Genomic DNA, 12,365 nt, shown 5'->3' with positions numbered 1-12,365 from the left:
TTCTTGCCGTGAGCCGAGAAATCCTGCCAGGGCAGGCTCGCGCTACGTAAATCCCTTTGACGATCATACCGTTGTGCCGTCAGTCGATGCAAGTCTCCGGCTCTTCGGCTTGAGGCGTAGCCGCTTCGACGTCGAGCTTCTCTGCGACCGTGTCGCGAATGATGCTGACGATGGATTGCAGCATATAGTTGACGTCGGTCTGGCTTTGCTGGAACTGCTGGACGACCGGCATGCCGTCGAGCTCGTCCTGGAGCACCGCAATCTCGCCTTCGATCTTCTCGACCATCGCCGGATTTTTGAACGTCTTCTGGAACGCGACGAGTTCTTTTTGCTTCTTTTTGATCTGGGAGATCAGAACTTGCACTTTTTCATGGCGCTGAATGAGCCGCTCCGCGTTCTGGTACGTCTGCACCTCGTCGGCCGTCGTGATCAGCTGCGCCAGCTCCTTGGCCCGCGCGAGGATGTCGTCGCGCAAGATGAGCTCCCGGTTGTCGAACTCGGGAATGACATAGCCCTCGGGCTGCCCGAGATCGGGTACGCCGTGGCTGCAGCCGTCGTGGCCGTGATGGTGATCGTGCGAATGCTGAGACATGAATTGGGTTCCTCCCGAATGTGATCTACCTTTTGCTAGTCTAAACGCCGCCCGCCGTCTGAGGCAATTCGCGCTCCGGTTCGGCGAGGCCGATCGCTTCGGCCCGGATAAACCAGGTCTGCGGCTGCGTAATGCGCACATTGACGAATTGTCCGATCCACGACTTGGGTCCCTCGAAGTGAATCAGCTTGTTGCTGCGCGTACGGCCGGACAGCACGTTCGCGTTGTTTTTGCTCTCGCCTTCGACGAGCACCTCGACGACCTGGCCGGCCAGTTCCAGGTTGCTGGCCAAGCTCATCTCGGCAATCACTTCGTTTAGCCGCGCGAGTCTGCGCTGCTTCGCCTCGTACGGCACATTGTCCTCCATGTCGGCCGCCGGCGTGCCGGCGCGCGGCGAATAGATGAACGTGTAGGCCATCGAGATGCCCGCTTCGCGAACGACTTCAATCGTCTCCTCGAACTGCGCTTCGGTCTCGCCGGGGAATCCGACGATGATATCGCTCGAGAGCACGGCGTTCGGCATTGCGGCACGGATGCGTCCGACCAGAGAAAGGAACTGCTCGCGCGTATATTTGCGGCTCATACGCTTCAGCACCTCGCTGCTGCCCGATTGGAACGGCAGGTGAATGTGCTCCACCAGATTGCCGCCTTTGGCAAGCACCTCGATCAAATGGTCGTCGAAGTCCCGCGGATGGCTCGTCGTGAACCGTACGCGCGGGATGTCGATCTTGCGGATATCGTCCATCAGGTCGCCGAACCGGTAATTCCGGTCCGCGAAGTCCTTGCCGTAGGCGTTGACGTTCTGCCCGAGCAGCGTGATCTCCTTGAAGCCTTGGCGGGCGAGATCGCGCACTTCCGCGATGACGTCCTCCGGCACCCGGCTGCGCTCCTTGCCGCGCGTATACGGAACGATGCAATACGTACAAAACTTGTCGCAGCCGTACATGATGTTCACCCAGGCACGGAGGCCCTCCCGCTTCTTCGGCAGATTTTCGATGATATCGCCTTCTTTGGACCAGACCTCGACGACCATCTCCTTGCCGTAATGCGCTTCCTTCAGCAGCTCGGGCAGACGATGAATGTTGTGCGTGCCGAAAATGAGATCGACATGCGGATGCTTCTCCAGAATACGGTTGACGACCGACACTTCCTGGGACATGCAACCGCATACGCCAAGCACCAGCTCGGGCTTCTGGAGCTTAAGACGCTTCAGATGGCCCAGTTCGCCGAACACTTTATCCTCCGCATTTTCACGGACCGCGCAGGTGTTGATAAGGATGACGTCCGCCTGCTGCTTGTCTTCGGTGGCGGTATAGCCCATCTCCTCGAACAAGCCGCGCATAATCTCCGTGTCGTGCTCGTTCATCTGACAGCCGTAGGTGAAGATGCAATAATACCGGCCTGCGCCGAACGTCTTCATGTCCTCGCCGATGCCCGTATCGTAGTGGACCCGGATCTCTTCCTTGCCGCGCTTCTTGCCTTCGCGAAGATCGGGCGGCGACGAGATCTGCACATTGCGTCCGTTGATGCGATATGTCGTCTTTCCGTCTTCTTGGGCGATGACCTTCGCGCCCGAGAAGTCGAAGTATTTGGCATAATCTTTAGCCTGACCGGCTGCTTGCCGTCCTTGGCCTTCCTTCGTCATGCGAAGAGATACCTCCTGTCGTCCGCCCTTATAGCGATGGGACCATTCGATTCTCCATTATAGCATAGCAAAGAATGGGGCCCAAGCCTATTTCCTCCCGTAAAAAACCCGCATGGCCGCCGTTCGCGCGAAAAACCCGGCAGCGCTGGCTGCCGGGTCGCGATACGCTCGTCTATTTGCGCAAATTGCGCGTGTCTATCAACCGATTCTGCCTGTCGGGATGACTGTTGGTTCCGACCGGACGCTGCGCTTTGACCGCATCGAAGTTCGACTTCGCCCTGTCCGCGTGCGCCTGCCACTGCTTGCCTTCCTCTTGTACGTCGATGCCTTGCCTGTCCAACCTGCCGTTGTTCGTCATGCGAATCCACCTCCGGGTTGAATAAGGACAAGGAGTATTTACCCGGGAAAGCGCAATCTTAAGCAAACGGATACTCGTTATTCATTTTAGCCTTGAGACTTTATCTCTCTGACCTAGCCTGGAGACGTTATCTCCGACGCCAGCCGAATACGCGCACATGAACGAGCGCCTTCGTTCCCAATTTAGATACCGCGTACAATACGATAAAAAGAAGGACCAAAGGTTTAAACAAGATCCACGCGGCGATCCAGGCGACCCATATTTGCCAGGGCTTCATTCTGCGAATGTATTTGCCGGGCACCGTAAAAATCCGGAACAACGGATGGGCAAGCTGCAGCGCCTCCAGGTATTCGTCCTGGAACTGCTTTTCGTCCGGATTAAGCCGGATCGCGCTTTTCATGTACGTCTCGTCAAGCTTGAAATCTCCGCGCGTACGGGCAGCCCAAGCCAGGTGCAGCAAAACATGCGGCGTTTCGGCGTCGATACGGATTGCCTGGGCGTCTATCCTAGCTGATTCCTCGAAATGACCGAGCAGCGCTTCCACATAGCTGAGCAGCGCAAGGTACACGGCATTGTGGGGCTGAATCTCAAGCGCGCGCAGCAGCTCCGATTTGGCGAGCGGGAATTGACCTTTTTTATTGTAATAATTGGCGTTCAAATAATAATAGAAGGACTCGTAGGGATCGAGCCGCAGTGCTTCGGTCAGCGCCTCCTGAAACGCCTGGAGCTGGCCGCTCTCGTAATAGGCGGATACGCGCACGAACCAGGCGAGCAGGTGCTCCGGATCGCGGCGCAGCGCCTCCGCGGACCAATGCAGTCCTTCGGCATGCCGATCCATGAGCACGTAAATACGCCCGGCCAGCGCCATCGCGTCCGCGTCCTCCGGATCGAGCGCCAGCAGCCGCTGCGTCTCCTCCAGCGCTTCCTTATATCGATTCCATTCAATCAGTTGCTCAGCCGCCTGATAGGACGACTGCCAAGCTGAATCTTCCAAACTTGTCGCCCCCCGCCTGCCGCTACCGTTTATTTAATGCCGTGCTTTTTCGCGTAGTCGAGCACGATCCGGTAATCCCCGTTGGCGTCGCTGAACGTTGCGTAGTTTTTGGCCGTCGAAAACCACTCCAGCGTCGTCGCCTTGCGCGTCTTGGCCGATCGCCGCAAGTCGTCATTCGTGATCGGCTCGATTTTCCCCGAACCGAGCATGCGCTCCATGGCCGTCTCGACCGCGTCCTTGACGACCTGCTCAAGATCCGCGCCTGAGAAAAGCTTCGTCTCCGCCGCAATTTTCGCCAGCTGCAGTCCCTCCGCAGGCTTGCCGGACAACTTGAGCTCGAGTATGCGCTCCCGTTCGGCTTCCTCGGGCGGAGGCACGAATACGAGATGATTGAACCGTCCCGGCCGCCGCAGCGCCGAGTCGAGATACCAAGGGGTATTCGTCGCGCCGATAACGAACACATTTTCATTTTCCGCCTGCAAGCCGTCCAGCTCGAGGAGCAGCTGGTTGACCAGCATGCGGTCGTGATGCTGCCTCATCTGATGCCGGCTGCCGCCCATGGCGTCCAGCTCGTCGATGAAAATGACGCACGGCTTGCTCTGCCGGGCTTTGTCGAAAATATCGTGCAAATTATGCTCGCTCTGACCCGCGTACATGGACAAAATGGCCTGAAGCTCGATGTGCATGAAGTTTGCCTCGATCTCGCCTGCGACGGCTCTCGCGAGGAAGGTCTTGCCGCAGCCCGGCGGGCCGAACAGCAAGAGGCTTCCGCCCGCTTCCTTGCCGTAAGCCGCGAACAGCTCGGGCTGCTGGAGCGGCAGTATGAAGTTCATGCGGATTTTCTTTTTAACCTCTTCCAGGCCGCCGACGTCGGCGAACGTTTCCTTCGGCTTATCCGATTCGACGAGCGACTGATCGTCCTTGCTGAATTGAATGAGCTTCAGGTTTTTCCTTCTTTGCTGCGCAATCTCGTCCCGGTCGGACATCTTCGTTACCACCTCGGCTTCTAGGATAAGGAATATACACAGTTTACCATATCTATGAAAAGTCCAAAGCGCCGATTGTGCAAGAAAACGATGCAAAAAAAGCGCGTCCCCCGCTTGTATCGCGGAAAAACGCGCCCTTTATGCGTTCTATTCGAGCAGCTCTGCAAAATCGCCCGTAGCGGCGCCGGAAGCATTGCCTTCATCGGTGTCGATGTGCATGTCCAGCGCAAACGACGGCGATACGCGCGCGATGACGTTCTCGAACACCAGGCCGCGCTCTCCGCCGACCCGTACCTGTAGCAGTTGCTTGTCCGCGACGCCCAGACGCTCCGCGTCCGATGTATGGAAGTGGATGTGACGGGCTGCGACGATGACGCCTTCGTCCACCGTCACTTCGCCGGCCGGACCGACGATCCGGATGCCCGGCGTCCCGTCGATGTGGCCGGATTCGCGCACCGGCGGTTTCAGCCCGAGCGAAAAGGCGTCCGTGCGGGATACTTCCAGCTGCGTGGCCTTGCGGACGGGACCGAGGATGCGGACTTTAGGAAAAGAGCCCTTCGGACCGTGCACCGCTACCGTCTCGTTGGCTGCAAACTGTCCGGGCTGCGACAACGGCTTCATCTCGGTGAGCTCGGCGTCTTCGCCGAACAAGATCCGGACATGTTCCTGCGTCAAATGAATGTGTCTGGCAGATACGCCGACCGGTATTTTTCTGTCTTCGTTCATCGTCAAGACCTGCCTTTCGCGAGCGATGCGTATGCTTAACATGTACACGAACCCATTATATCGCAAACAGCGACCGAGCAAGCAGGTTGCCGGCATAAGTTCACGAACCGTCCACGCGGACGTCAACGATCTGCCTTATTCTCCCTTCAGCCAAGCTTCCGCATGCGCGATCCAGGTGCCGTCCTCGGCCGCAAGCAGCGTCTTCCACCCTAGCGCGGCGCCTTGAGGCAGGTTGTCCTCCGTATCGTCGACGTATAAAATGTCCGCAAAGTCCGAGAGACGCGCATTCATGCGCCCATATATTTCCGGCTCCGGCTTGCGGCAACCGACCTCGGCCGAGACGAGCACGTGGTCTAATAAAGGCCGTATCGGCTCGAGAACCGGCGCGATCCATTCGGTCCGGTGATTGCTCAGGATGTTCAGACTGGCCCGCTCGCCCCATCCGGATAGAAGTTCGAGCGCGGGCAGCGGACAGATCTCCGAGACGAGCCTCGCTCTGGCGTCAGCGGGACTTATTCGGGGAAAGCGCTCGTTCAAGCGTTCCCAAAATGCCGACTCCGCGATTGCGCCCGTCCATAAGACGGCCCTTACATCGCTGCGAAATTGCATCAGCGCCGCATACGGCACGTCAAAGTCGTTAGAAAGAGATTCCCAGAATTGCGGCGTATAATTGGTCGCAAGCACGCCGCCGACGTCGAGCACAAGGGCTTTCTTGTTTGTCATCTTGTTCGTTCCTTCCATACGATCGTCTACGAAAGTATAACATCCGATGCGGGCACCGGTCTGCTTTCGCTTTGCGGCGCATTTGGAACAAGAAGTCGAAGTATGAAAAACCGCCAGGGGAAGATCACCCTGACGGTCCTCTTAAGTTTTGGCGGACATCCGAAACCGGGTTGCGCGGAACGCTTATCGGCGGCACACCCGACAGCCGTTCCGTTCGGCCGGCAGATCGCCCACCGCGCCCTTCTTTTGCGTAATGCCTGCAAATATACATCTATTTGTTCCGATGTCGACCATTTATAGAAGTAAAGATGCGAATATACATCTATTTTCTTCTATCAGTCCTATTACCGGTTTGCGCTTTGCAATTACCTGCACATCTGCAGGCATTTCCTCAAGTGAAGCGAGCCGACAGAAAATACCTGTACAAATGCAGGTTTTTCGGCTCATCCAACATCCGAAAACGCAGGCACGCCGCACGCGCGCTCACCTGTCCTCGATTTGCCGCCGCCCCAATCAGGCTCTATCCCCTTCGAACAGGTTGATTTGTCTGAAGCCTCACTTCAATGTGATTTTTTTCGTCCAACGCTTTTCATGCCCGTTGTCGTCCTTGAACAGGAAGCTGACTTCGCCCTCCTGCCCCTTCAGCTCATCGGGGTAGAAGAAGCCCATGAACTGCCCGTCGCCGCTGATGTAAAATCCGTCTTCGCCATTGCCGCCATGCGCGATCGCGTCCTGCAGCGTATTGACGATTTTCGTATCGCCGGAGGTCCAGCTCATCTCGGACAGCATATATCCGGTCGGAAGCTGCTTTACGAAAAAGTCAAAGCTGTTGCCCTCGATCGGCTTTTGCGTCTGATCGATGACGATCAGAATCTTCTGGTCTGCCGGCTCCTCGGAAACGGCCGCCTCCGTTCCGTTTGAGGCCGGAGACGAAGCAGGCGCCCCCGACGCGCTCGCGGTAGGCGATGCCGGCTCGGAAGGCGACGGAGTCGCCTCGACGGCAGGTGAGGAAGCGCCTGCCGAAGCCTGCGCATCTGTATTCGTTTTTTCACCGCAGGCGCTCATCGTTAGCAGCACGGCAATTGCAACGGTATACATCCATTTTTTATGGTTCATGTCAATCTCCTCCGCTTTCGTTTAAGGTTTCGTTTAAAGTAAAGTAAAAAGCTACGCCTCGCACCGTGTTGCGAACGCCGAATTCGCTCCCGTGGAGCGTCAGGATATGCCTCACGATGGCAAGGCCCAGGCCCGTCCCGCCTGATTTGCGGTGGCGCGATCGCTCGGTACGGTAAAATTGCTCCCAAATCCGGTCCAGATCCGCCTCGTCGATGCGGGTCCCCTCGTTTTCGATGGTCGTTTGAATTTGGCCCGGCTTCGTTCGCTTCACTTCAATGGCGAGCGTGCCGCCTTCGGCAGCGTGCCGGATCGCATTGCCGAGCAGATTCATCAGCACCTGTTCGGTCCGCTTCGGGTCCGCTTCCACCCGCCATTCCCCGTTCGCTTCCGCTTCGAGGCGCAGTGCCTTCTCCTCGATCTGCCCGGAGAACGACTGCAGCGCTTTTCGGATCAAAGCTGTCAAAGATATCGCTTCCCGCTGCAGTTGAACGGCACTGATCTCGAAGCGGGACAGCTCAAGCATATCCATAATGAGCGCGTTCATCCGGTCCGTCTCCGTCACGATCAGGGACAGGTACCGCTCCCGTTTGTCGGCGGCAACGCCGTCCTGCAGCCCCTCGGCAAACCCCTTCACAATGCCCAGCGGCGTCTTGAGCTCGTGGGAAATGTTCGCGACCAGTTCCTTGCGCAAACGCTCGGACCGCTCTTTTTCCTCGACGTCCTGCTGCAGCTGTACGTTCGCGCTTCTCAGCTCGACGAGCGCCGACTCCAGATTCCGCGACATCGCAGTCATGCGGCGCGACAGCTCGCCGAATTCGTCCTTTGACCGAAGCTCCTCGTGACCGGCAAAGTCAAGCTCAGAGAGCCGCGTCGCCGAACGGGTCAGCCTGACGAGCGGTCGCGAGACCATTCTCGAATAAATCCAGGATAATAGCAGGCCCAAGACCAATACGACCGGCGCTAAGAAGACGATGTAACGCTTCAACATATCGACCGCTTCGCCGACCGGCTGAAGGGACGTCATGGCGAATAAATATCGGACGTCTCCCCTCGCCGGCGTGAACGGCTTCAGCATGGCAGCATAATGGACGCCGCTCCACGGATCGGTCCATTCCGTCTGCGCGATGCCCTCGTCCATCGTCCGGATCGAAGCCTGCTCCGCGTCTGTCAACCAGGACGAGAGCGCCTCTTTGACTTGCAGATCCTGATAAAAAGGATTGTAAGAACGGCGCTCGGGCACGATGAGGTCCGTGATCGTCCCGTCCACCCTGACGAGCCCCTCTTCAAGCGCGCGTCCCCGCTGTTCGATTGCGATCGGCTGCATAATCGTATCTTCCTCGTCCATATAAATGCCGTCGACCGTCAGCGGATCCCCGACCTTCAGGCCTTGCGGGAGCGCGTCCGCCGTCATCCCTTCGCTTGCGAGCGGTACGGTGACCGTCTTGCCGCCCGCGCGCAGCTCCAGAAAGTAAGGATGAACGGAAACTTGCTCAAACCGGCCGTCCAGTAAAGCGAGGCTGGCATCGTTTTGGTTCATGAATTCGCCAAGCAGCCGCGACCCGCTTCCCGATTTTGTTCTTTCTGCCTGCCGGTATTCGCCTGCGAACGCCGTCATGCTTTTTTCGATCGCGTCATTTTTGGTCGTTCGATAAAATCGTTCGAAAAAAAGGCCTTGCGCCAGGAACAGGAACACGAATACAAGGACAATGAGGGCCGCCGTCACCGCAAACAGCTTAAAAACGACGCTGTTTTTTCTCATGATTCCCTCTCGAACTTATACCCCGAACGGATGACGGTGGCGATCAGCCTGCCTTCATGACCGAGCTTGGCACGCAGTTTTTTGATATGGGTATCCACTGTGCGCGGATCTCCGTCGTATTCGTAGCCCCATACCGAATCCAAAATATATTCGCGGGCAAGCACCTTGCCTTCGTGTTTCGCGAGAAACGCGAGCAGCTCGAACTCCTTCGGCGAAAGGAAAAGCGGCTCGCCTGCTACGGTTGCGGCATGCGCGTTTCTGTCGATCGTCAGATCGCCGAATACGAGCAGCTCGCCGTCCCGTCCGACCGTTCCTTCGGTCCGGCGCATGAGCGCCGCGGCCCGGGCCACCAGCACGCGCGGGCTCAGCGGCTTCGTCACGTACTCGTCCGCACCAAGCTCATACCCCAGAATTTGATCGTCGTCCTCCGCGCGGGCCGTGATGATGATGACCGGCACGTCCGACTTTTCCCGGATGCGCCTGCATGCCGTCCAGCCGTCCATCTCCGGCATCATGAGATCGAGCACGACCAGGTCGACGGCGTTTTGCTCGAACAATTCCAGCGCGCCCCGCCCGTTTTCCGCCTCGAGCACATCCCATCGTTCTTTGAGAAAATAATCCGTTATAAACTCTCGCATAAGCGCATCGTCTTCCGCCAGCAGAATCGTCCGCTTCATCGCCCCTCGCCCCCGTCTCGGCCCGGCCATCCGGTACGTCTATAACCTTATCGTACCCTTGTGTCCTTCGTGTGTACGCGACGAAACTCAAAAAAAGCGGCAGCCGGGACCGGATTCCATGTCCCGAACTGCCGCTATAATAAGGCTTGCGTGTGTTATCTAAACTCCGCGAGCAGCTTGTCGAACTCCGCTTCAGGAAGCGTCAGATCCTGCTTCGCAAGCGCTTCTGGCTTGAAGCCGACCGCCATGTCCTCGTACGATTTGCGCGTCGTGTCCTGATAGATCAGGCCCGTCAGCATGCCGCCCGTCTCCATGATCTTCGTCATCGCCGCGATGCGGTTGCTCGGATCGTAGTCGGGGAACTGCTCGAGGTTCACGATGTTCTCTTTGAACCAGTCGTAGGTGTTGACTTTATTGAACGTTACGCAGGGCGAAAATACGTTGATCAGCGAAAAGCCTTTATGCTGGATCGCCTGCTCAATGAGCGAGGTCAGCTGCTTCAGGTCGCTGGAAAACGACTGGGCGACGAACGTCGCGCCTGCGGACAGCGCGATCTCGAGCGGCGACAGCGTCGTCTCGATCGAGCCTTCCGGCGTCGACTTCGTCTTGAAGCCTTCCGCGCTGCGCGGCGACGTCTGGCCCTTGGTCAGACCGTAGATCTGATTGTCCATGACGATGTAGGTGATGTCCAGGTTGCGGCGGATCGCATGCACCGTATGACCCATGCCGATCGCGAAGCCGTCCCCGTCGCCGCCGGACGCGATGACGGTCAGCTCGCGGTTCGCGAGCTTGACGCCTTGGGCGATCGGCAGCGCGCGGCCGTGAATGCCGTGCAATCCGTACGCGTTGATATAGCCCGAGATCCGGCCGGAGCAGCCGATACCCGAAATGACGGCGAGCTGCTCGGGCTCGAGGCCGACATTCGCGGCAGCGCGCTGAATCGAAGCCTGCACGGTGAAGTCCCCGCAGCCGGGGCACCAGTTCGGCTTGACGTTGTTGCGGAATTCCTTGAATGTAGCCATTACAGCTTCAGCTCCTTGCAGGCTAGGTAAACTTCGGAAGGCAGGAACGGCGTGCCGTCGTATTTGAGCAGATTCACGATTTTATCGTGATATCCGACGTTTTGCTTGATCAGGTTGGCCAATTGGCCCGTTGCGTTGTTCTCGAGCACGACGACCTTGCTTGCCCGCTCCAGGTAAGGCGCCAGCAGATCGCTTGGGAACGGATGCATCTGGCGCACTGTCACATGGTTCGTCGCGATGCCCGCTTGCGTCAGACGATCTTGCGCTTCATTAATTGTGCCGCCCGTAGAGCCCATCGACACGAGGAGCAGATCGGCCGGCTCGCTCGGCCCGTCCGGTTTGACGGCATCGGCAATGCGCAGCGCGCCGAGCTTGTTCAGTCTCTTGTCCATCATCTTGCGGCGGTTGACCGCGCTCTCCGACGGGCGGCCTTCCTCGTCATGCTCGACGCCGGTCACATGGTGAATGCCATGCTTCGCGCCAGGCAGCACGCGGGGCGAGACGCCGTCCTCGGTGAATTCGTAGCGCTTGAACAGCTTGTTCGGCTCCGTAGGCGCCAGCTCCTGCTCAAGCGGGATAAGCTTGCCGCGCTTGATCTCGATGCGCTTGTAGTCGAGCGGCTCGCACGATTGCTTGCCGAGCGACAGCTGCAGGTCGGTCGCCACGATGACCGGTACTTGGTATTCCTCGGCGATGTTGAAGGCTTCGATCATGTCGTAGAAGCATTCCTCGATCGTGCTCGGCGCGATGACGACCTTCGGAATCTCGCCGTGCGTGCCGTAGATCAGCGCGTTGATATCGGACTGCTCCTGCTTCGTCGGCAAGCCGGTCGAAGGTCCGCCGCGCTGCGTGTCGATGATGACGAGCGGCGTCTCGGTCATGCCCGACAGGCCGATCGCTTCCATCATGAGCGACAGACCCGGGCCGGCCGAAGCCGTCATCGTGCGTACGCCGCCGTAGTTGGCGCCGATCGCCATCGTGACCGCCGCGATCTCGTCTTCCGTCTGTATGACGGTGCCGCCGAACTTCGGCAGCTTCTTGATCAGGTACTCCATGACTTCGGATGCCGGCGTGATCGGATAGGCGGACATCAAGCGGCAGCCGGCCGCGACGGAGCCGAGCCCCATCGCTTCGTTGCCGATCATGAACAGCTTCTGCTTGCCGTCGGCTTCCGCCAGCTTAAACGCTTCGATCGGGCCGCCGGCCTGCTCGAGCACGAACTCGGCGCCCCGCCGTACGGCCTCCACGTTTTTCTCGACGACGGCCGCGCCCTTGCGTCCGAACTCTTCCTCCACCGCCCGGTTGAACACCTCGATCGGAAGACCGAGCAGCGCCCAGGACGCGCCGGACGCGACCATATTCTTCATCAGCGACGTGCCGAGCTCCTCGGCGATCGCCGTGATCGGCACCGCGAACAACTGGGCGTCTACGCCCTCCGGTACGACCGGCGCGAACTTGGCGTCCGCGACGATGACCCCGCCCGCACGGAGCTCTATTGCATTCAGGTCGATGCTCTCCTGGTCGAACGCGACGAGAATGTCCAGATCGTCCGAGATCGCCCGGATCGGATGCGTGCTGATTCGAATCTTGTTGTTCGTGTGACCGCCCTTGATCCGGGAGGAGAAGTGACGATATCCGTATAGATAATAGCCGAGCCGGTTAAGCGCCGTCGAGAAAATGCGGTCCGTACTTTCGACACCCTCCCCCTGTTGACCGCCTATTTTCCAAGAAAGTTGATCGATCAATGCTTCCATCTCCTCATGCTTT

At 58.4% G+C, this 12,365-nt stretch carries 12 protein-coding genes; all 12 read right to left on the bottom strand.

Translation table 11 applies throughout. The features are described 5' to 3' along the window. Positions 1–79: 79 nt before the first annotated feature. The 12 genes from ACFSR7_RS28900 to ACFSR7_RS28845 all read right to left on the bottom strand — a co-directional run bounded on the left by ACFSR7_RS28900 (position 80) and on the right by ACFSR7_RS28845 (position 12,343). A complete protein-coding gene (locus ACFSR7_RS28900) occupies positions 80–592 on the bottom strand; it encodes a YlbF/YmcA family competence regulator (RefSeq protein WP_378167622.1) in 513 nt (170 codons plus the stop codon). A 40-nt stretch (positions 593–632) separates the two neighbouring features. Continuing rightward, the gene (miaB, locus tag ACFSR7_RS28895; RefSeq protein ID WP_378167620.1) at positions 633–2,237 is read right to left on the bottom strand and encodes a tRNA (N6-isopentenyl adenosine(37)-C2)-methylthiotransferase MiaB; all 1,605 of its coding nucleotides are present in this window, start codon (positions 2,235–2,237) and stop codon (positions 633–635) included. Positions 2,238–2,409: 172 nt separating this feature from the next. Then, positions 2,410–2,595: a hypothetical protein gene (locus ACFSR7_RS28890; RefSeq protein ID WP_378167618.1), complete on the bottom strand. Its 186-nt coding sequence runs from the start codon at positions 2,593–2,595 to the stop codon at positions 2,410–2,412. A 127-nt stretch (positions 2,596–2,722) separates the two neighbouring features. Further along, entirely contained in the window at positions 2,723–3,589 is an 867-nt protein-coding gene (locus ACFSR7_RS28885) for a tetratricopeptide repeat protein (protein ID WP_378167616.1), read from the bottom strand. Positions 3,590–3,618: 29 nt separating this feature from the next. After that, a complete protein-coding gene (locus ACFSR7_RS28880; RefSeq protein WP_378167615.1) occupies positions 3,619–4,575 on the bottom strand; it encodes an ATP-binding protein in 957 nt (318 codons plus the stop codon). A gap of 147 nt (positions 4,576–4,722) precedes the next feature. After that, positions 4,723–5,301 carry a phosphate propanoyltransferase gene (gene pduL / locus ACFSR7_RS28875; RefSeq protein ID WP_378167613.1) on the bottom strand — a complete coding sequence of 193 codons (579 nt, stop codon included), beginning with the start codon at positions 5,299–5,301 and terminating at the stop codon, positions 4,723–4,725. Positions 5,302–5,436: 135 nt separating this feature from the next. Next, positions 5,437–6,024 carry an HAD-IA family hydrolase gene (locus ACFSR7_RS28870; RefSeq protein ID WP_378167611.1) on the bottom strand — a complete coding sequence of 196 codons (588 nt, stop codon included), beginning with the start codon at positions 6,022–6,024 and terminating at the stop codon, positions 5,437–5,439. A gap of 555 nt (positions 6,025–6,579) precedes the next feature. After that, positions 6,580–7,140 (bottom strand): hypothetical protein, encoded by a 561-nt coding sequence (locus tag ACFSR7_RS28865; RefSeq protein WP_378167609.1) that lies wholly within the window; start codon positions 7,138–7,140, stop codon positions 6,580–6,582. Position 7,141: 1 nt separating this feature from the next. Beyond that, positions 7,142–8,899 (bottom strand): sensor histidine kinase, encoded by a 1,758-nt coding sequence (locus tag ACFSR7_RS28860; protein ID WP_378167608.1) that lies wholly within the window; start codon positions 8,897–8,899, stop codon positions 7,142–7,144. Beyond that, a complete protein-coding gene (locus ACFSR7_RS28855; RefSeq protein WP_378167606.1) occupies positions 8,896–9,576 on the bottom strand; it encodes a response regulator transcription factor in 681 nt (226 codons plus the stop codon). The genes ACFSR7_RS28860 and ACFSR7_RS28855 overlap by 4 nt, the downstream gene beginning before the upstream one ends. 155 nt (positions 9,577–9,731) lie before the next feature. Then, on the bottom strand, positions 9,732–10,598 hold the full coding sequence (locus ACFSR7_RS28850; RefSeq protein ID WP_378167604.1) for a 2-oxoacid:ferredoxin oxidoreductase subunit beta: 867 nt from the start codon (positions 10,596–10,598) through the stop codon (positions 9,732–9,734). Continuing rightward, positions 10,598–12,343 (bottom strand): 2-oxoacid:acceptor oxidoreductase subunit alpha, encoded by a 1,746-nt coding sequence (locus ACFSR7_RS28845; protein WP_378167602.1) that lies wholly within the window; start codon positions 12,341–12,343, stop codon positions 10,598–10,600. The genes ACFSR7_RS28850 and ACFSR7_RS28845 overlap by 1 nt, the downstream gene beginning before the upstream one ends. Positions 12,344–12,365 lie beyond the last annotated feature (22 nt).

It is taken from the genome of Cohnella sp. GCM10020058 (genome assembly GCF_042683485.1).
In the GTDB taxonomy this organism is placed as follows: Bacteria; Bacillota; Bacilli; order Paenibacillales; family Paenibacillaceae; genus Cohnella.
Note: the sequence above shows the minus strand (reverse complement) of the source record. Positions and strands in the feature narration are given on the sequence as shown.

Bases quoted from the DNA above. Each gene is read 5' to 3' on its own strand.
- ACFSR7_RS28900 (WP_378167622.1), bottom strand. From the start codon at position 592: ATGTCTCAGCATTCGCACGATCACCATCACGGCCACGACGGCTGCAGC.
- miaB (WP_378167620.1), bottom strand. From the start codon at position 2,237: ATGACGAAGGAAGGCCAAGGACGGCAAGCAGCCGGTCAGGCTAAAGAT.
- ACFSR7_RS28890 (WP_378167618.1), bottom strand. From the start codon at position 2,595: ATGACGAACAACGGCAGGTTGGACAGGCAAGGCATCGACGTACAAGAG.
- ACFSR7_RS28880 (WP_378167615.1), bottom strand. From the start codon at position 4,575: ATGTCCGACCGGGACGAGATTGCGCAGCAAAGAAGGAAAAACCTGAAG.
- pduL (WP_378167613.1), bottom strand. From the start codon at position 5,301: ATGAACGAAGACAGAAAAATACCGGTCGGCGTATCTGCCAGACACATT.
- ACFSR7_RS28870 (WP_378167611.1), bottom strand. From the start codon at position 6,024: ATGACAAACAAGAAAGCCCTTGTGCTCGACGTCGGCGGCGTGCTTGCG.
- ACFSR7_RS28865 (WP_378167609.1), bottom strand. From the start codon at position 7,140: ATGAACCATAAAAAATGGATGTATACCGTTGCAATTGCCGTGCTGCTA.
- ACFSR7_RS28860 (WP_378167608.1), bottom strand. From the start codon at position 8,899: ATGAGAAAAAACAGCGTCGTTTTTAAGCTGTTTGCGGTGACGGCGGCC.
- ACFSR7_RS28855 (WP_378167606.1), bottom strand. From the start codon at position 9,576: ATGAAGCGGACGATTCTGCTGGCGGAAGACGATGCGCTTATGCGAGAG.
- ACFSR7_RS28850 (WP_378167604.1), bottom strand. From the start codon at position 10,598: ATGGCTACATTCAAGGAATTCCGCAACAACGTCAAGCCGAACTGGTGC.